The 20,626-nt window shown below is 32.5% G+C and carries 17 protein-coding genes; 14 read left to right on the forward strand and 3 right to left on the reverse strand.

The annotated features are described in order from the left end of the window. Nucleotides 1-72: 72 nt before the first annotated feature. The gene (gene purE, locus ACWA1B_RS21755) at nucleotides 73-558 is read left to right on the forward strand and encodes a 5-(carboxyamino)imidazole ribonucleotide mutase (RefSeq protein ID WP_456910579.1); all 486 of its coding nucleotides are present in this window, start codon (nucleotides 73-75) and stop codon (nucleotides 556-558) included. A 141-nt stretch (nucleotides 559-699) separates the two neighbouring features. Here purE and ACWA1B_RS21760 read toward each other — a convergent pair whose 3' ends face one another. Continuing rightward, the gene (locus ACWA1B_RS21760; RefSeq protein WP_456910581.1) at nucleotides 700-1,368 is read right to left on the reverse strand and encodes a hypothetical protein; all 669 of its coding nucleotides are present in this window, start codon (nucleotides 1,366-1,368) and stop codon (nucleotides 700-702) included. Between the two features lie 225 nt (nucleotides 1,369-1,593). On the opposite strand from ACWA1B_RS21760, the gene ACWA1B_RS21765 reads away from it, so the two are divergent. Together ACWA1B_RS21765 and ACWA1B_RS21770 are read left to right on the forward strand one after the other, a co-directional pair. Then, complete coding sequence (locus ACWA1B_RS21765) at nucleotides 1,594-3,621, forward strand: M3 family metallopeptidase (protein WP_456910583.1); 2,028 nt, start codon at nucleotides 1,594-1,596, stop codon at nucleotides 3,619-3,621. A gap of 155 nt (nucleotides 3,622-3,776) precedes the next feature. Further along, nucleotides 3,777-4,436: a SanA/YdcF family protein gene (locus ACWA1B_RS21770; protein WP_456910585.1), complete on the forward strand. Its 660-nt coding sequence runs from the start codon at nucleotides 3,777-3,779 to the stop codon at nucleotides 4,434-4,436. Between the two features lie 101 nt (nucleotides 4,437-4,537). Here the strand turns inward: ACWA1B_RS21770 and ACWA1B_RS21775 are convergent, their stop codons facing one another. Then, a complete protein-coding gene (locus tag ACWA1B_RS21775) occupies nucleotides 4,538-5,800 on the reverse strand; it encodes a cation:proton antiporter (protein ID WP_456910587.1) in 1,263 nt (420 codons plus the stop codon). A gap of 138 nt (nucleotides 5,801-5,938) precedes the next feature. On the opposite strand from ACWA1B_RS21775, the gene ACWA1B_RS21780 reads away from it, so the two are divergent. The 4 genes from ACWA1B_RS21780 (at nucleotide 5,939) to ACWA1B_RS21795 (ending at nucleotide 8,834) form a co-directional block, all read left to right on the forward strand. Beyond that, entirely contained in the window at nucleotides 5,939-6,442 is a 504-nt protein-coding gene (locus tag ACWA1B_RS21780) for a GbsR/MarR family transcriptional regulator (RefSeq protein WP_456910589.1), read from the forward strand. A gap of 60 nt (nucleotides 6,443-6,502) precedes the next feature. Further along, a complete protein-coding gene (locus ACWA1B_RS21785) occupies nucleotides 6,503-7,324 on the forward strand; it encodes a thiol-disulfide oxidoreductase DCC family protein (protein WP_456910591.1) in 822 nt (273 codons plus the stop codon). A gap of 1 nt (nucleotide 7,325) precedes the next feature. Continuing rightward, nucleotides 7,326-8,231 carry a TIGR01777 family oxidoreductase gene (locus ACWA1B_RS21790; protein WP_456910593.1) on the forward strand — a complete coding sequence of 302 codons (906 nt, stop codon included), beginning with the start codon at nucleotides 7,326-7,328 and terminating at the stop codon, nucleotides 8,229-8,231. A 147-nt stretch (nucleotides 8,232-8,378) separates the two neighbouring features. Next, nucleotides 8,379-8,834: an SRPBCC family protein gene (locus tag ACWA1B_RS21795; protein ID WP_456910595.1), complete on the forward strand. Its 456-nt coding sequence runs from the start codon at nucleotides 8,379-8,381 to the stop codon at nucleotides 8,832-8,834. 350 nt (nucleotides 8,835-9,184) lie between these two features. Here ACWA1B_RS21795 and ACWA1B_RS21800 read toward each other — a convergent pair whose 3' ends face one another. Beyond that, the gene (locus ACWA1B_RS21800; RefSeq protein WP_456910597.1) at nucleotides 9,185-9,991 is read right to left on the reverse strand and encodes a UbiA prenyltransferase family protein; all 807 of its coding nucleotides are present in this window, start codon (nucleotides 9,989-9,991) and stop codon (nucleotides 9,185-9,187) included. 196 nt (nucleotides 9,992-10,187) lie between these two features. Here ACWA1B_RS21800 and gcvP point away from each other — a divergent pair, with 196 nt between their 5' ends. From gcvP to ACWA1B_RS21835, 7 genes are all read left to right on the forward strand, one after another. Beyond that, the gene (gene gcvP / locus ACWA1B_RS21805; protein WP_456910599.1) at nucleotides 10,188-13,037 is read left to right on the forward strand and encodes an aminomethyl-transferring glycine dehydrogenase; all 2,850 of its coding nucleotides are present in this window, start codon (nucleotides 10,188-10,190) and stop codon (nucleotides 13,035-13,037) included. A gap of 137 nt (nucleotides 13,038-13,174) precedes the next feature. Further along, nucleotides 13,175-15,796: an NACHT domain-containing protein gene (locus ACWA1B_RS21810; protein WP_456910601.1), complete on the forward strand. Its 2,622-nt coding sequence runs from the start codon at nucleotides 13,175-13,177 to the stop codon at nucleotides 15,794-15,796. A gap of 520 nt (nucleotides 15,797-16,316) precedes the next feature. Further along, nucleotides 16,317-17,375 carry a 3-oxoacyl-ACP synthase III family protein gene (locus tag ACWA1B_RS21815; RefSeq protein WP_456910603.1) on the forward strand — a complete coding sequence of 353 codons (1,059 nt, stop codon included), beginning with the start codon at nucleotides 16,317-16,319 and terminating at the stop codon, nucleotides 17,373-17,375. A gap of 163 nt (nucleotides 17,376-17,538) precedes the next feature. Next, nucleotides 17,539-18,066, forward strand: coding sequence for a methyltransferase (locus ACWA1B_RS21820; protein WP_142452095.1), 528 nt, complete (start codon nucleotides 17,539-17,541; stop codon nucleotides 18,064-18,066). 84 nt (nucleotides 18,067-18,150) lie between these two features. Beyond that, entirely contained in the window at nucleotides 18,151-18,999 is an 849-nt protein-coding gene (locus tag ACWA1B_RS21825; protein WP_456910605.1) for a glycosyltransferase family 2 protein, read from the forward strand. A gap of 81 nt (nucleotides 19,000-19,080) precedes the next feature. Further along, nucleotides 19,081-19,827 (forward strand): MlaE family ABC transporter permease, encoded by a 747-nt coding sequence (locus tag ACWA1B_RS21830; RefSeq protein ID WP_026727919.1) that lies wholly within the window; start codon nucleotides 19,081-19,083, stop codon nucleotides 19,825-19,827. Continuing rightward, nucleotides 19,827-20,588 (forward strand): ABC transporter ATP-binding protein, encoded by a 762-nt coding sequence (locus ACWA1B_RS21835; protein ID WP_456910607.1) that lies wholly within the window; start codon nucleotides 19,827-19,829, stop codon nucleotides 20,586-20,588. Before ACWA1B_RS21830 ends, ACWA1B_RS21835 begins: the two co-directional genes overlap by 1 nt. Nucleotides 20,589-20,626: the final 38 nt, after the last annotated feature.

The following is a 20,626-nucleotide window of genomic DNA, read 5'->3' on the forward strand; positions in this document are numbered from 1 at the left end:
GTTATCAGTTTCCAACAACTTGAAACTTTAAACCTGAAACAAAACACAACAAAAACAAAAACAAAAAAACACATGAGCAAAGTAGCCATTATAATGGGAAGCATCTCAGACATGCCAGTTATACAGGATGCCATCGACATATTAAAACAATTCAATATTGAAGTTGAAGTAGATATCGTTTCGGCACACAGAACGCCGGAAAAATTATTCGATTTCAGTAAAAATGCACACAATCGCGGAATTTCTGTAATTATTGCTGGTGCGGGCGGTGCAGCTCATTTGCCAGGTATGGTAGCGTCAATGTCGCCGCTTCCTGTAATTGGAGTTCCTGTAAAATCTAGTAATTCAATTGATGGCTGGGATTCGGTTCTTTCGATTTTGCAAATGCCGGGTGGTGTTCCTGTTGCAACTGTTGCTTTGAACGGAGCAAAAAATGCCGGAATTTTAGCCGCGCAAATCATCGGAAGTCATGATAAAAAAGTCCTTGATACTATTATTGCTTATAAAGAAGAATTGAAAGCAGCGGTTAATAAAGCCGCTGAAGGTTTGAAAAAATAGATTATCCCGCAGCGTTACACAAAGAAATACACAGAGATTCGCTAATTTTTTTTTAAAAATTCTATTATTAAAGAAAAAACTTTGTGAATCTCTGTGCATTTTTTATGAGTGTCTGTGAAACAAAAATTTATTTATAGTTTCTTATGCTTCGTCTTCAACTTCCTCCAAAACAGATTCAAATTCAGATTCTTTAATATCCTCTTTATTGATCCAATTCTCTGAAGTAACCAGATCGTAATTTATATTGTCTTCTGTTTTCAATTCCCAAATAATACTTTCGGCTTCCGGAAATGGAATATTTTGAGCGATTTGATTTTCGAATAATCTTTTGATCAGATTTCTATCAGATAAACCATTATTCAATAATTTCAACACATTTTCGGCTGTCAGCTTCTGTGGCTCTGAATCTTTTGGTGTCATTGAGAAATGAACTATAGAAGCTTTTGCATTTGGAAATTTTCCATTGTAAGCCTTAAAAAGCAATTGATTAATATGAAATAAAGTGCCTTGCATATGTATTTCTGGATATTCTTCACAAACCTTATCAATTAACATATTGTTCGATATCTGCTCCACTTGTCCTTCGGTTAATTCCTCTCCCAATTTATATTCTAAAACTATTGCTGCGGCTTCATTAGGCTCGTAATCAGAAATGGCCATTTCTAATAATTCTGGCAAACTGCTTTTCTCAGCCGTCGCGCCGTCGGGATAATTAAATTTTCCTAATAACTGAACAAAATCTTCATCAGACCAATATCCTTCTACTTCATTTACCGTATCAATATTCTTTATTACAACTTGATAATTCATCCTTTTTATTTTTACAATTATGAATAGCATCTTATAATGCTAAATCTATATTTTCTCAATTTACGCTTTTAAAACCGCTTAACGCAATAAATAACATATCTATAACACAATTTAAGAGGAAATTATGCCGAGAATCAATTTTACATAGCCGATTAGATTTTTATAAATTGTTATCTTTGGACTTCAAAAATTTCGAGTTCAATTAATAAAAAATTTTATACCATAATGAGCGTCTTACTTTCAAAATTTATAACTAAACACAATACAGCCCCTTTTTCTCAAATTAAAATAGAAGATTACGTTCCGGCTTTTCAGGAAGGAATTGCTTTGGCTAAAGCCGAAATCGATGCCATCGTAAATAATCCAGATGAACCGACTTTTGAAAACACCATCGTGGCGATGGATTTTTCTGGTGATATTTTAGATCGTCTTTCGAGTATTTTCTTCAATTTGAATTCGGCTGAAACCAATGATGAGATGCAAAAAATTGCACAGGAAGTTTCACCTTGGCTTTCAGAATTTGGAAATGACATTCGCCTAAATGCTGAACTATTTGCTCGAGTAAAAACCGTTTACAATCAAAAAGATAGTTTGAATCTGAACCCAGAACAAACCACTTTATTAGATAAAAAATACAAAAGTTTTTCGAGAAACGGAGCCAATTTGCCAGAAGACAAGAAAAACCAGTTAAGAGAAATCGACAAAGAATTATCTAAATTGAGTTTACAGTTTGGCGAAAATGTTTTGGCAGAAACCAATAACTTCGAATTGCATTTAACAGATGAAAAAGATTTAGCCGGATTACCAGAAGGAACAATCGAGGCGGCAAGATTATTGGCGAAAAACCAAAATAAAGAAGGCTGGATTTTTACTCTAGATCATCCAAGTTACGTTCCGTTTTTGACTTATGCCGATAATCGCGAATTGCGTAAAAAAATGGCGATTGCTTTTGGAGCGAAAGGTTTTCAAAAAAACGAATTCAACAATGAAGAAAATGTTCTGAAAATCGCCAAACTTCGTCATGAAAGAGCTAATTTATTAGGTTACAAAACCCACGCTCATTTTGTTTTAGAAGAAAGAATGGCCGAAAGTCCAGAGAAAGTTTTTTCTTTCTTGAATGATTTATTGGCAAAAGCCAAACCGGCAGCTCAAAAAGAATTTGCAGAATTAACGGCTTTCGCCAAAGAACTAGACGGAATCGAGCAATTAGAAAAATGGGACGGTGCTTATTATTCTGAAAAATTAAAACAACAGCTTTTTAATTTAGATGATGAAAAACTGAAACCTTATTTTCAATTAGAAAAAGTTTTAGACGGCGCATTCACAGTTGCTAAAAAACTATACGGTTTAACTTTTACGGAAGTTTTTGATATCGATAAATATCACGAAGAAGTGACCACTTATGAAGTAAAAGATGCCAATGGAAATTTAGTTTCGATTTTCTACGCCGATTTCTTCCCAAGAAAAGGAAAAAGAAATGGCGCCTGGATGACTTCATTCAAATCGCAATATGTGAAAGACGGCGTAAACGAAAGACCACATATTTCGAACGTTTGTAATTTTACAAAACCAACCGAAACAAAACCTTCGTTATTGACTTTCAATGAAGTAACGACTTTATTTCACGAATTCGGTCACGGGTTGCACGGAATGTTGGCAAACACAGTTTATCCGAGTTTATCTGGAACTTCTGTTTATTGGGATTTCGTAGAATTACCAAGTCAAATTATGGAAAACTGGTGTTACGAACCTGAAGCTTTGGCTTTGTTCGCAAATCATTATGAAACAGGAGAAATCATTCCGATTGAATATGTTCAGAAAATTAAAGAAAGTGCAAGTTTTCAGGAAGGTTTAGCAACGTTACGTCAATTGAGTTTTGGATTATTAGACATGGCTTGGCATGGACAAGATCCTACTTCTATTACAGATTTAAAAGCTTTCGAAACAGAACAATTTGCCAACACACAATTGTATCCTGACGTAAAAGAAAATGCAATGAGTACGGCATTCTCTCATATATTTCAAGGCGGCTATTCTTCTGGATATTACAGCTACAAATGGGCTGAAGTTTTAGATGCTGATGCTTTTGAATATTTCCATGAAAATGGAATTTTCAACGAAGAAGTAGCGAAAAAATTCAAAGACAATGTTCTTTCAAAAGGAGGAACAGAACATCCAATGACCTTATACAAACGCTTCAGAGGTCAGGAACCAAAACCGGAAGCTTTATTGAAAAGAGCAGGATTATTGTAACGATTCTAAGATACTAAGGTTCTAAGTTGCTAAGCTTTTTAGAGAACCAAATTTTGAAACCGAAGCTTTTTTGTTTCGGTTTTTTTATTTGAGTTTTCTTAGAAATAAATTTAGTTATCTTCGTACTTTAAATCTTAATCTTACAAATACAAGCCGTGAAAAAATATTTCAAAATAGCGCTTTATCTTGCAATTATTGGACTAATTGTAATTGTTTCTGTAAATTATTACGTAAAATCTTCAACTAAAAAGAACATTTATTATTCGATAAAAAAGTTCCCTAAAAATGATGTCGGAATTATTTTTGGTGCAGGTATTAATGGAAATCAGCCAAGCAAATACTTAAAAGATCGTTTGGATGCAGGAATCATGCTTTGGAAGGCAAAACGAATTAATAAAATTTTACTTTCTGGAGATAACGGCCGTCAGGAATATGATGAATTAACGGTTATGAAAAACTATTGTTTTAATCACGGAGTTGATACTACAAAAATCTTTATTGATTATGCGGGCTTCGACACCTACTCGACCATGTATCGTGCAAAACATATTTTCAAAATTAAAAAAGCAACATTAATTTCTCAGGAATATCATTTGAATCGTGCTATTTATATTGGGCAAAAACTCGGAATTAAATCTTCTGGATATTCTGCCAATAAAGGAGAATACTTGGGGTACAATTATGTTCGCTTTAGAGAATATGGTTCGATATTTAAATCCTTTTTTGATGTTTTGAGAAACCGCGAACCACGTTTTTTAGGTGGAGAAATCAATATTAATGGAGAATCGAATTATTCGAAAGATGATAAACGATAAAAACAAAACCCTGCAAAAAAATCTGCAGGGTTTTTAATTAAAAATTTAATGACAAAGAATAAAAATCTTGCTTCTTTGCTCTTGTTTCCATTTCTAGATCTTTACTCTTTCTCCAAAACCCTTTTTGCCAATTTCCCAACAGTAAGTCCTTGCACTACAATTGAAAATAATACCACGATGTAAGTCACTTCCAAAAGTAGATTTTTGTATTCGCCTTCGGGCATTGAAAGTACCAAAGCGATAGAAACTCCACCACGAATTCCTCCCCAAACCAAAACCATCAAAGAACCTTTATTATAAGCTGATTTGATTCCGAAAAACTTGAATATATCAAAAAATTTCCATGGCAATACGATAGAAAAAATTCTAGCGAACAACACAATAAAAATAGCTACAACACCTGTCAATAACTGTTTGTCCAGATTTGGAAGTAACAACAATTCAAAACCTATAAATAAGAACAAAACTGCATTTAAAATTTCATCGATAAGCTCCCAAAACTTACCAAGATAATCTTGTGTTACTTCACTCATCGCGACTTTTTTGCCGTAATTTCCAATAATTAATCCGGCCACAACCATCGCTAGCGGGCTAGAAACGTGTAATGCTTGAGCAACCAAAAAACCTCCCATTACGATAGAAAGTGTAATTAAAACCGAAACTTTATAATCATCAATTCGCTTCATCACTTTTGATGCAGTAAATCCAAAAACAGCTCCTAGTAAAAGTCCGCCAATTCCTTCTTTTGCAAAAAGCCATGCTATGGAACCAAAACTTACATCAAAAGTTGGATCGGTTGCCATTTTTAGAACTACGGCAAACATTACTACCGCTACTCCATCATTAAATAAGGATTCGCCAACAATTTTGGTTTCGATTCTCTTCGGAACTTGCGCTTCTTTTAAAACTCCCAAAACCACAATTGGATCAGTTGGAGAGATTAATGTCCCGAAAACCAGGCAAAATATATAAGGGATTTTTATTCCTAAAAGTGGTGAAATATAATAAACCAACATCGAAATAATTAAGGCTGATAGCACTACACTAATCGTAGAATAAATCATGATTGGGACTTTCTGTTCTTTAAGATCGGAAATGTTTACGTGTAAAGCTCCTGCGAATAAAAGGAAATTCAACATCGCTCCCATTAAGATTTCGTTGAAATCAAATTCTTTTATCAAATCAAAAAAATGCTTGGTGGTAGCAGGAAAATAAGAATCTCCCAAAAGGCGAATTCCAACAGAAACCAACATGGCAATAATCATTATTCCGATAGTTCCCGGAAGTTTTAAAAATCTTAAATTCAAATAGGCAAAGAAAGATGCCAATACAATTAGCACCGAAAAAGTGTAGTATAATTCCATAAAATTCGATTTTTACAAAAATAGCTGTATCATTATTTAATCGAAAATTTGCGGACTTGAATTAACACAACTTTATAATTTGTTAAATAAGTTTCATTTATTTTTGAAAGTTTAAAAACTTTTACCTACATTTGATCCATGGAATTCAAAGAAGCAAAAAATAAGTTTGTACAAACCTGGGGAGCATTAGGTTCTCAATGGGGAATTAATAAAACGATGGCGCAAATCCACGCTTTATTAATGGTCTCGAAGGAGCCTGTTTCTATGGAAGACATTATGGAAGAATTGCAAATTTCGCGCGGAAACGCCAGCATGAACCTAAGAGCTCTAATGGATTGGGGAATTGTTTACAAAGAATTTAAAGCCGGAGAAAGAAAAGAATTCTTTACTGCCGAAAAAGATTTGGACGAATTGGCGGCAAAAATTTCCAGAGAAAGAAGCAAAAGAGAAATCAAACCAGCTCTTAAAATCTTAAAAGAAGTTTCGACTATTGAAGCTAAAGATTCGGCAGAAGAAAAACACTTTGTCGATCAGACGACTAAGCTTTATGATTTCGTTTTAAAAGCAGATAATATGTTAGATAAAATGACTGAATTCAATGAAAATTGGTTAGGGAAATTAGTCATCAAAATAATGAAGTAAAAAAATTTAATTAAAACTTTCATTTTTTTCTGAAAGTTTAAAAACTTAAAACCAAAAATCATGAAAACGTTAGAAAACCAAACCTTACTTTATGATGAAGATTGTCCGCTTTGCAGTTTGTACACCACTGGATTTGTAAAAAGCGGAATGCTTGATCAAAACGGAAGAAAATCCTATTGTCAATTATCTGCAGAAGAGCAAAATTTTGTGGACTTGAAACGTGCTCCAAACGAAATCGCGTTAGTTGATAACAAAACCAAAACCGTTATTTACGGAATTGACAGTCTCATAAAAGTGGTTGGATTTTCTTTTCCTTTAATTGAAAAAATAGCAACGGTAAAACCGATTCATTTTATCCTGAAAAAAATGTATTCTTTTGTTTCTTACAATAGAAAAGTAATTATTCCGGGAAATGTAAAAGAAGAAAACAAATTGCAATGTACTCCCGATTTTAATTACAAATACAGATTTCTGTTTATCGCATTTGCTTTAACGATCACAACTTTTGTTTTGTTTGGATTTTCAAATTTAATTCCGATTTTACCGAAAACAAGTATTTTGAGAGAATTCATTTTAGCTTTTGGACAGATTGTTTTTCAGAGTTTGTTTCTTTTAAAATTAGATAAAAAGACGATCGTCAATTATGCTGGAAACTTAATGACGATTTCTTTAATGGGATCTTTGATTTTAGTTCCAATTTTGATTTTAAATCAATTTATCAATCTTCCGCAATTTTTAATTTTAGGTTGGTTTGTAATAACCGTTTTTATCATGTTTACAGAGCATTTTAGAAGAGTTAAAATTCTTAAAATTCCCTTTTATTTATGTTTTACCTGGATTCTTTATCGAATGATTGCTTTACTATTTATCTTAAATTTATAAAATGAAAAAACTCATAATCGCAGCCGGAACAGGATTTTTAGGACAAGTTTTAGTGAATCATTTCAAAGATAAATTTGAAGAAATTGCAATTCTGACTCGAGGAAAATCTCAAACCGTAAACGGAATTAAATATGTCAACTGGAACGCCAGAACTTTTTCAGGCTGGGAAAAAGAGTTAGAAAACGCAACAGTTCTAATTAATCTCGCAGGAAAATCTGTGGATTGCCGTTATACAAAAAAGAATAAAAAAGAGATTTTATGGTCTAGAATTGAAAGCACGAAAATTCTAAACAAAGCGGTTTTAAATTGTCAAAATCCACCTAAACACTGGCTGAATTCATCAACGGCAACTATTTATCGTTTTTCTTTAGACAAACAAATGGATGAAGTTGAAGGCGAAATTGGAAATGACTTTTCTATAAATGTCGCTTTATCTTGGGAAAAAGCATTCTTTAAAATTGAAACTCCCAAGACTTTAAAAACGGCTTTGCGAACTTCTATTGTTTTAGGAAAAAACGGCGGTGCTTTAATTCCGTTAAAGACTTTGGCAAAAATTGGCTTTGGAGGAAAACAAGGGAAAGGCATTCAGTTTATAAGCTGGATTCATGAAGAAGATTTTGCGAATGCGGTTGATTATATTCTTCAGAAAGAAATTACTGGTGTTATCAATATCGTTTCTCCGGAACCAATTCGGAATACTGATTTTATGCAGAAACTTAGAAAAGCAGTTGGTTTCCCTTTCGGAATTCCGATGAATAAATTCTTTTTGGAAATTGGATCTTTCTTTATTCGAACAGAAACTGAATTGGTTTTGAAAAGTCGAAATGTGATTCCGAAACGACTTTTAGAAAATGGGTTTCGATTTAAGTTTGAGGATATTGATGAGGCTTTTCGAGATTTAATTTAGAACCCAAATTCACATAGTTTTGTCATTTCGACGAAGGAGAAATCTTCGCAAGTAGCTCCGGTTCCAATAAGCCAATCTTTGTAGAGCTTCTCGTGGAGATTTCTCCTTCGTCGAAATAACAAGATTGTGAAAAACTTAACCAAAATCATGACAACAATAAACCTCACAACAAAAATAAAGGCATCAAAACAAATCGTTTTTGACACTTCAAGAAATATCGATATTCATCAGCAATCTGCAAGTCCTTCAAAAGAAAAAGCAATTGCTGGCGTAACTTCTGGTTTAATAAATTTTGGAGAAACAGTAACCTGGCGTGGTAAACATTTCGGATTTTACATCACTCATAAAAGTCGAATAACAGTAATGAATCTCTATGATTATTTTGTAGATGAAATGGAGAAAGGAAAATTCAAATCGTTTAAACATGAACATTTTTTTGAAGAAAAAAATGGTTTTACGATTATGAAAGATAAATTGCAATATGAAACTCCGTTTGGGATATTCGGAGAACTTTTTGATATTTTGTTTTTAGAAAAACATCTTACGAATTTCCTTTTGGAAAGAAATAAGGTTTTGAAAGAGGTTTCGGAAAAACTGAATTAGGATAAATTAATTGTTTTCTCAAACAGTTTTAGAAGATTATCAAAGTTTCAAGCTTTGACAAAGCTTAATTCTCATGTTATTGTCATTTCGACGAAGGAGAAATCTTCGCAAGTAGCTCCGGTTCCAATAAGCCAATCTTTGTAGAGCTTCTCGTGGAGATTTCTCCTTCGTCGAAATGACAAGATTGTGGTAACATATCTTCTTTTGAAAATGAATTTTTTCGTGTTACGGTTTGCGTGAGGGATAGAAGTGGAAAGCCCACAGCCTGACGAAGGAAAAGCGAGGACTTGAAACGGATAGCCCGACCCGGAGGGACACGCCCAAATTATTTAGAAACTTGAATGTCTTATTTATAAAAACAAAATCATCAGCCACCAAAATATAGGAACACTTTCAACCCAAAAGGAAGTGTAATATTTGGAACGGTTTGTATTCGCAAAGAAAATAAAAAGCATTAATGTCACAACCATTATGAGATTGATAATAAGATCATGAAGTGTAAAAGACAAAATCCCTAAAATCCAAAACGGAACCAAAAGTGAAAACCCTAAAATCTTGGTTCTTTTTACGCCAATGGTCTGCGGAACGGTTTGCAAATGCGGATCATCATTGGCCAAATCCAAAATTTCAAAAACCAAAATCAGTACAAAAACCAAAATAAAACGCTGAATGCATTTTATAAAAAAATCAGTTGAAAACGAAATTTCAGCATTTATTAAAGGCAAAACCAAAGTCGCGCCAACCCAGCAAAGCGCAACAATATAAATTTTTACTCCTGCCCAGTTTCGGGCATTTTTTCTGTTTGGGAAAAATGGTAAAGTATAAAGTGCTGTTATGGCAAAAATTAGTACAGAAACAATTTGGGTTATTCGCTTTAAATGGAAAAAATAATAACCAACTAAAATCAGTGAAACAAAACTCAAAACAGCGATAATTTTTAATTGAATGCCAACCGGTTTTTTTTTTACGCGAACTAAAGCGTCATATTTTACAAAATTATATCCTACAATTGTTCCGAAAAAAACAAACAGCGCCATTGATTCATCGTAGTGAATATGAAAGAAATGAAAAGTAATACGAACCAAAGCATAACACGATAAAGCCACGTGAATACTGCTGTTTAAATAAAAATCTAATATTTGTTTTAGAAGTTTCATACCTCAAATCTAATCAATTGGTAACAAATCAACTCTTTAGTTAGAAATTTGATAAAAATTGAAGTTAAAAATACCCATTAAATTATTAATAATACTTAATTTTGCGCGACAAAAAAACAACACATTTACTTTTAAATGTGATTCGTACAGCAAAATGGTGCACGAACACATTAATTTAAAAAACTTAGATAGCTACATGAAAACAGATGCTTTTGCTTTAAGACACATTGGTCCAAGAGAAACAGATCTTCAGCACATGCTGAAAACTATTGGAGTTGATTCGATTGAACAACTTGTTTATGAAACCCTTCCGGACGATATTCGTTTAAAAGCACCATTGAATTTAGATCCTGCAATGACAGAATATGAATTTGCAAATCACATTCAGGAATTAGGAAAGAAAAATAAAGTATTCAAATCTTATATTGGTTTGGGATATCATCCAACTATCGTTCCGGCTCCAATTCAAAGAAATATCTTTGAAAATCCAGGATGGTATACGGCTTACACACCTTATCAGGCAGAAATTGCGCAAGGTCGTCTTGAAGCGATTTTGAATTTCCAGACTACCGTTATTGAATTAACAGGAATGGAAATTGCAAACGCATCTTTATTGGATGAAGGAACTGCTGCTGCAGAAGCTATGGCGTTATTATTTGACGTTCGTACAAGAGATCAAAAGAAAAACAATACACATAAATTCTTCGTTTCTGAAGAAATTTTACCGCAAACTTTATCAGTACTTCAAACGCGTTCGACTCCAATCGGAATTGAATTAGTTGTTGGAAACCACGAAACATTTGATTTTTCAAATGAGTTTTTCGGGGCTATTTTGCAATATCCAGGAAAATACGGTCAAGTAAACGATTACAGTGCTTTTGTTGCTAAAGCAAAAGAAAACGAAATCAAAGTTGCCTTTGCTGCTGATATTTTATCATTGGCTGCTTTAACTTCTCCAGGAGAAATGGGTGCTGCAGTTGTTGTTGGAACAACACAACGTTTTGGTGTTCCAATGGGTTACGGTGGTCCTCATGCTGCCTATTTTGCAACTAAAGACGAATACAAACGTTCTATGCCGGGCCGTATCATTGGAGTTTCTATTGATACAAATGGAAACCGTGCTTTGCGTATGGCTTTAGGAACTCGTGAACAGCACATTAAACGTGAAAAAGCAACTTCTAACATTTGTACTGCTCAGGTTTTATTGGCAGTTATGGCTGGAATGTACGCGGTTTACCACGGACCACAAGGATTAAAATACATTGCAAACAAAGTTCACGCATCTGCAGTTACTACTGCTGAAGCTTTAAATAAATTAGGAGTTTTCCAAACGAATACAGCTTACTTCGATACTATTTTAGTAAAAGCTGATGCTCAAAAAATAAAAGCTGTAGCGGAGAAAAACGAAGTAAACTTCTTCTATCCTGATGCTGAATCAGTTTCTATTTCTTTTAACGAAACAACTTCAGTTGCAGACATCAACGAAATTATTGCCATTTTTGCTGAAGCTTTAGGAAAAGAAACTTTTACTGTTTCTGAATTAACTGCTGCAAGTCAATTACCGGCTTCATTAGAAAGAAAATCTTCTTTCTTAACGCATGATGTTTTCAACAATCATCATTCAGAAAGCCAAATAATGCGTTACATCAAAAAATTAGAGCGTAAAGATTTATCATTGAATCATTCAATGATTTCATTAGGTTCTTGTACAATGAAATTAAACGCAGCTTCGGAAATGTTGCCTCTTTCAATGCCAAACTGGAATAGCATTCACCCGTTTGCACCAGTTGAGCAAGCAGAAGGTTACATAACAATGCTTAAAAAATTAGAAGAGCAATTAAATGTAATTACTGGATTTGCTGGAACAACTTTACAGCCAAACTCTGGAGCGCAAGGAGAATATGCTGGTTTAATGGCGATTCGTGCTTACCATTTGTCAAGAAACGAAGGTCACCGTAATGTATGTTTGATTCCTTCATCAGCTCATGGAACAAATCCTGCTTCTGCAGCGATGGCCGGAATGAAAATCATCGTAACTAAAACAACTCCGGAAGGAAATATTGACGTAGAAGATTTAAGAGAAAAAGCGATTGAACACAAGGATGATTTATCTTGTTTAATGGTAACGTATCCTTCTACTCACGGAGTTTTCGAATCTTCAATTATTGAAATCACAAAATTAATCCACGATAATGGCGGATTAGTATATATGGACGGTGCAAACATGAACGCGCAAGTTGGATTAACAAATCCTGCTACAATTGGTGCTGACGTTTGTCACTTAAACCTACACAAAACATTCGCTATCCCTCACGGAGGCGGTGGACCTGGAGTTGGACCAATTTGTGTGAACGAAAAATTAGTTCCATTTTTACCAACAAACCCAATCTTAAAAGTAGGTGGCGAACAAGCTATTACGGCTATTTCATCTGCACCTTACGGATCTGCTTTAGTATGTTTAATCTCTTACGGTTACATCACCATGATGGGAGCTGAAGGATTAAAAAGTGCTACAGAACACGCAATTTTGAATGCAAACTATATGAAATCACGTTTCGAAGGACACTACCCAATTCTTTATACAGGAGAATGCGGAAGAGCGGCTCACGAAATGATTTTAGATTGTCGTTCATTTAAAGAAAACGGAATTGAAGTTGGTGATATCGCTAAACGTTTGATGGATTACGGTTTCCACGCTCCAACAGTTTCTTTCCCAGTTGCTGGAACTTTAATGATCGAACCAACTGAATCTGAAGATTTAGCTGAGTTAGACCGTTTCTGTGATGCACTTATCTCGATCAGAAAAGAAATTGAAGCTGCAACTGCCGATGACAAAAACAATGTATTGAAAAATGCACCTCATACATTGGCAATGTTAACGACTGACAATTGGGATTTCCCTTATACTAGAGAAAAAGCAGCTTACCCATTAGATTACATCGCTGAAAATAAATTCTGGCCATCTGTTCGTCGTGTAGATGATGCTTACGGTGACAGAAATTTAGTTTGCAGCTGTGCTCCTATTGAAGCTTATATGGAAAACTAAAAATTAGTTTTTTTACATTATTTACCCCGATCTGAAAATTCAGAATCGGGGTATTTTTTTACAAAAAAACTTAGTTCCACATTTTATTTTATGTATAATTGCATTTAAACTATCAAACCAAAAACTAAAATATCACAATGGAAATAAAACTAAAATGTTCAGATTTCACTAAAACATTCAATCTTAAAGAAGCTGTCAAAAATATTTTTGATTTCAATATTGGAACAGTTATAACCGAAGTCATTGGAATATCTCATTCAAAAGAAATGAAAGCTTTTTTACTTTTATTCAACACATTTAAAACAACTAATACTCAGCTAAAAAAAGAGTTAGGTCAAGAAATTTTAGATAAGAGTACTGGACTTTCAGTTATATCAGCTGAATTTGAAATTGCAATTAAAAATTATTTTGAGCAAGAAATCACAATTACAAAAGATTTTTTCGAAGACATAATTAAATACAATCCTGAATATCTTAAACAGTCTTTTAGATTGTTTAAACAAAATTTACTGGAGTTAAAAATTGATGTTCCTGAAAATTATGAATACAATTATTATATCATCTACAGAAATAATCTTCAAATTGAATTTCAAGATAACAAAGAATTTTATACTGAATTGGTTGATTTTTTTGAAAATCCAATTTATGAGCAAAATATAAATTTAGATAAACTAATAAATAGCTATAGAAAAATCAAGAGCTACTATACAACCCCATTACAACCAGATATTGAAGAATGTAATGAATCTTTAAAAGATTTATACATAGAGCCATTTTTTGAAATTTATAAAAACAATACTGATATTAGATCAGAATATCTTTATGATGACTTTGAATCACCAAAAATAAAAACATCTATACATGATTTTTTGAGTAATTACTTTTTTAAAGGAATTAAACACCCTGACTTAAAATCAAATTATAACATGTTGTTTCTACTAGGCCAGCCTGGCCAAGGTAAAACATCATTTTGTTATAAACTTATTTACGAATACTTAGACTCAAACTTAGGACTACCTAACATCCCTATTTATTTTGTAAAAATCAGAGAATTAATAGCGAAAGATTTCATAGAAAGCACATTTAACACAATAAACAAACATTTAGTACAGGATGTAAATTTTGAAGAAGATAATTGTATCCTAATTTTAGATGGTTTAGACGAAGCATATATGGCTGGTGGTCTTAATGATACAGACCTAAAAAATCTTTACGACCGCCTAAATAAAACCACACAACAAAATACCAGTTTAAAAATAATACTTACTTCACGACTAAATTATCTTAAAGTAAATGATTCATGTCTGGACAAATCATTAGTATGTAGACTTAGCGTACTTACAGATATCCAAATTTCAACATATGCAACAAAATTTAAAGAATTTTATCCAAAAAATAAATTTCTAAACAAAATTCAAGTAATCTTATCTGACAAAAAATATATACATATAAAAGAGCTCTTACAGCAAGCCGTTTTAATTTATTTTATTGCGATTGCGGATATAAATATCGAAGAAAAAGACTCAAAATCAAATATTTACGATAAAATTTTTGATTCTCTTGCTAAAAGGAGTTGGGACAAACAAAGTGGGCAATTAGACTATATTAATCCAAAAGTTAAGGACAATTATAAACTTTATACAAAATATCTTAGATCCTACATAAGAAACATAGCTTTTGAAATTTATCAATCTCCTAATTTATACATTACCCTTGATGAATTATCCAAGTTAGAATCTACTAAACTTTTCATTAAAAGATGTTTTAATGAAGACTTATCTAAATCCAGAGAAGACATTAAAGAGATAAGTAAGTATTTATTAATTAGTTTTTATTTTCAAGAATCTAACAACAATAAAACTACAGATACTGCAATAGAATTCTTCCACAATTCTCTTTGGGAATATTTAACAGCTGAATATATGTGGGAAGAAAATAAAAAGTTATTACTAAAAAAAGAATTAGATGACGACGATGAATACGAGAATATTTCAAAAGACATTTACTTTGATTCATTAAATCGATTAGTTGGACAACGTGAATTAGAGTACATTATAAGAAACAACCTTATTGACATAATTGAGAATGAAAAAGAAGAAATAAAAAAAATAATTTTTAATCAATCAATAAAGTTATTCTATAAATTATCACAAAATGATTTTTTATTAGAATATTCTATTAAAAACAACAAACTTAGCGCTCTTCAAAAAGCCACTGCTATATATGATATCTTTTCTGTTTTTATCATTTTTTCTAATTGCATTCCAAACAACATAATTGAAACAAATTATGAGATAAATTTTTTCACATTTGGTCTATCTAAATTTGGAATTAATAGAGCACGAAATATTAGATTTTTAGAAGGCTCTGATTATCTTACTCAACTGGCTTTCAAAGATATTAATAATTTAATATTTGAAAACTTTAATAATTTAAATATAATTTACCAAAGTGAAATGACTGATATCGTTTTTCACGAATGTCATTTCGACGGATGCATTATTGAAGATAATAAGTTTGCAAATGTTGTATTCAAAGAATGTTATTTTGGAAATCGTAATTCTTTTAAAAATAATACATTTATCTCCGTTAAATTTATTGATGTTGAAATTGCATCTCAAAATTTGTTTGATGAAATAAGTAAGAGTAATCAAATTGATAAAATTATATTAAAAAACCATAAACTTGAAGAAACTTCAGGAATTGACTCACATAACAATGCATTTACAAAATACTTTATTAGATATATTGGAAATTAATTATATTCATATCTTTTTAGAAATTAATGAATATTATATTTCTTTTGCATATTTTTCAAATCCGATGATGCTTATGGTGACAGAAACTTAGTTTGTAGCTGTACTCCTATTGAAGCTTATATGGAAAACTAAAAATTGGTTTTTCTATACATATTTCAAACCCGACAAGTTTTAAAAACCTGTCGGGTTTTGTTTTTGTTTCAGGTTTCAGGTTATATACATAACGTGAAACTTAAAACTTAAAACCCAAAACCCGACGCTTTCTCTTTTTATAACATTCCTTTTAATTTTATTTGTTTTTATAACATTTCAAAATAAAACAGCGAAATAAAAATTGGCTCGCAAATCAATCTCAAACGTTTGAAATCTCGGAAAAATTAAAAAATCATTAAAAAATAATCAGTTTATCATTAAAAAATCTGTTATTTCACAATTATATGCATGCATAGTATTTTTTATGATAGTTATCATTATTTTATTTCTATTTTAGCGTCAAATTTATCGGATAATTACGGGAAAAATGAAAATAAAAATTATTGGTATTGGGAGCTATATTCCTAATTTAGAAGTAAAAAACACAGATTTTGACAAACATGTTTTTTTAAATGAAGACGGAAGTCCATTTGCTTATCCAAACGAAGTCGTTATCAAAAAATTCAAAGGCATTACCGGTATTCAAAACCGTCGTTATGCCGAACCAGAATACAGAGCATCAGATTTAGCTTTTTTTGCAGCTCAAAAAGCAATTGCAAATGCAGGAATTGATGCCGAAACTTTAGACTACATTATTTTCGCACATAATTTTGGTGATGTAAAAACCGGAACGCATCAAACTGATATTTTACCAAGTTTAGCTACTCGCGTTAAAAACAAATTAGGTATCAAAAATCCTAAATGTGTGGCTTATGATATTCTTTTTGGATGTCCGGGCTGGATTGAAGGTGTTCTTCAAGCCAACGCTTTCATCAAATCAGGAATGGCTAAAAGAGTTATGGTTATTGGAGCTGAGACTTTATCAAGAGTTGTAGATGATCATGATCGTGATTCGATGATTTATTCTGATGGTGCCGGAGTTTCAATTTTAGAATTATCAACAGATGAAGCTGGATTATTATCATATGAAAGTGCCACTTTTGCTAATGATGAAGCCAATTATCTTTTCTTTGGAAAATCATATAATCCAGATTTAGATCCGGATATTAAATACATCAAAATGTACGGACGTAAAATTTACGAATTCGCTTTAAGCAATGTTCCGTGCGCGATGAAAAGCTGTTTAGATAAAAGCGGTATTGATATCAGCGAGGTTAAAAAAATCCTTATTCATCAGGCAAACGAAAAAATGGACGAAGCGATTATAGAACGTTTCTACAAATTGTACGATAAAACGGCACCTGCAGCTATTATGCCAATGAGCATTCATGATTTAGGAAACAGCAGTGTTGCAACTGTACCTACTTTATATGATTTGATTTTGCAAGGAAAGATCGAAAACCACGAAATCAATAAAGGTGATGTTCTTATTTTTGCTTCAGTTGGAGCTGGAATGAATATTAATGCTTTTGTTTACCGATACTAATATTCAGTCGTAGTTTACAGTCGCAGTGACCAGTTCGACAAACTGAAAACTGCGACTGTAAACTAAAAACTAAAAAAGTCCGCACTATAAGATGCGGACTTTTTTAGTATATTTGCGACCTAATTAAAATCAAGAACGAGAGATTGATTCGTTCGCAATGACTATGTACGAAAAAACGTTTCCTAATAAAAGATTCAAGCTTACTTTAGAATTTTTACAAAAACACGTAAATACTTCAGAGACCATTTTTGATTTTGGCGTACCAAATCCATTTTCTAAAATAATGGAAGAAAATGGCTATACTGTAAAAAACACAAAAGGAGAAGATTTAGATAACGATCATACCGCTTTACAAACAGAAGAATATACTGTTTTTACGGCATTTGAAATTTTCGAACATTTATTAAATCCATACACGGTTTTAGAAAACGTAAAATGCGATAAATTGTTAATTTCGATTCCGTTGCGTTTATGGTTTTCACCAGCATATCGTTCTAAAACGGATATGTGGGACAGACATTATCACGAATTTGAAGACTGGCAATTGGACTGGCTTTTAGAAAAAACAGGTTGGAAAATTACAGATCGTTTACAATTTACGCATCCGGTGAAAAAATTTGGATTAAGACCTCTATTAAGATATTTCACACCGAGATACTATCTTGTTGTTGCGGAGAAAGTTAAAAATTAAGATTGCAGATTAACGATTTTTGATTTTTGATTTAGATATTCCATAAAATCTAAAATCTAAAATTTAAAATCTAAAATTTTTTAAATGAAGTACTACATCGTCATTCCCGCACACAACGAGCAAGATTTAATTGGCTTGACTTTGCAATCCTTGGTTTCACAAACCGTTTTGCCTTCAAAAGTTGTGGTTGTAAATGACAATTCGACTGATAAAACAGAAGAAGTCGTTTTAGGATTTACAAAAGAAAATCCATACATATCTGTTGTAAACAAAACTTCAGATGCAATTCATCTGCCGGGAAGTAAAGTAATTCAGGCTTTTCAAAAAGGTTTTGAAACTTTAGATTCTGATTACGATATCATTGTAAAAATTGATGGTGATTTAATTTTTCCTCCAAATTATTTTGAAATTATAATCAAACATTTCGAGTCCGATCCAAAAATTGGAATGGTTGGCGGATTCTGCTATATCGATAAAAATGGCGAATGGTTTTTAGAAAACCTAACCGATAAAGATCACATTCGCGGCGCTTTAAAAGCATACAGAAAAGAAACTTTTCAGCAAATTGGAGGATTGCGACCAGCAATGGGTTGGGACACCGTTGACGAACTGCTTTGTAAATATTATGACTGGAAAGTTGTCACCGACGAATCTTTACATGTAAAACATTTAAAGCCAACAGGCGCAAACTACAACAAAACAGCTCGTTATAAACAAGGCGAAGCTTTTTATACCTTAGGATATGGTTTCTGGATTACTGCAATTGCTTCGGCAAAATTGGCAATGATGAAGAAAAAACCATTCTTATTTTTAGATTATATAAGAGGATTTTGGAAAGCTAAAAAAGCCAAAACTCCTTTATTAGTAACTCCGGAACAGGCTAAATTTATTAGAAATTATCGTTTTCAAAAAATGAAAGAAAAGTTAATTTGATTGCTAAAACACTCGAAAAACTGGAACTCATTACCCAAAACTCATAACTTATTTTTACCTTAGCCAATATTTGTAAAACTTATGATGCTAATTCGTTATTTATCCCAAATAGGAAAATATTTTTTAATGCTGAAAGAAATTTTCAATAAACAGACCAAATGGTCTGTTATGAAAAAATTAATTTTCAAAGAAATCGACGATTTAATTATCGACTCACTTGGGATTGTCTGCTTTATCTCTTTTTTCATCGGAGGAGTTGTTGCCATTCAAACAGCGCTAAACTTAACAAACCCTTTAATTCCAAAATATCTAATTGGTTTCGCCACACGTCAATCTGTAGTATTGGAATTTGCACCCACTTTTATTTCGGTAATTATGGCGGGAAAAATGGGATCTTACATTACTTCCAGTATTGGGACAATGCGCGTTACAGAGCAAATTGATGCTTTAGAAGTTATGGGAGTTAACTCTGTAAATTATCTTGTTTTTCCAAAAATCATAGCTTTATTAATGTATCCATTTGTAATCGGAATTAGTATGTTTTTAGGAATTTTTGGAGGATGGCTTGCGTGTGCTTACGGAGGATTTTCAACTGGAGCCGATTTTATTATGGGAGCTCAGAAAGATTTCATACCCTTTCATATTACGTATGCCTTTATCAAAACTTTAATTTTTGCCATGTTATTGGCAACAATTCCATCTTTTCATGGATATTACATGAAAGGTGGCGCATTAGAGGTTGGTAAAGCTAGTACAACATCATTTGTATGGACATCTGTTACTATTATTCTCCTAAATTATATATTAACCCAATTATTATTAGGATAATGATAGAAGTAAAAAACATAGAAAAATCGTTTGGCGACAGCAAAGTTTTAAAAGGCGTTTCGACGGTATTTGAAACTGGGAAAACCAATTTGATTATTGGGCAAAGTGGATCTGGAAAAACAGTTTTATTGAAAACATTATTAGGAATTCACACACCAGACGCAGGAACAATTGAATTTGACGGAAGAGTTTATTCTGATTTAGACAAAGACGAAAAACGTGAGTTAAGAACTGAAATCGGAATGGTATTTCAGGGAAGTGCTTTATTTGACTCGATGACCGTTGAAGAAAATGTGGCATTCCCATTAAGAATGTTCACTACCAAAAACAAAGCTCAAATTCAAGAACGTGTTGATTTTGTTTTAGAAAGAGTAAATCTGATAGATGCTCATAAAAAATTACCTTCTGAAATTTCTGGAGGTATGCAGAAACGTGTTGCCATTGCACGTGCTATTGTAAACAATCCGAAGTATTTATTTTGTGATGAACCAAACTCTGGTCTTGATCCAAATACTTCAACCTTGATCGATAACTTAATTCAGGAAATCACTAGAGAATACAACATTACAACCGTTATTAACACACACGATATGAACTCTGTAATGGAGATTGGTGAAAATATCGTTTTCCTAAAAAAAGGCTTGAAAGCATGGCAAGGAAATAAAGAAGAAATATTTAGAACTGACAACAAAGACATTGTGAAGTTTGTTTATTCTTCTAACTTGTTTAAAAAAGTAAGAGAAGCTTATTTGAAAGGCTAAAGTCCTTTAAATCTCAATATTTAAAATCCCAGATTACA

It is taken from the genome of Flavobacterium xizangense (assembly GCF_054075145.1).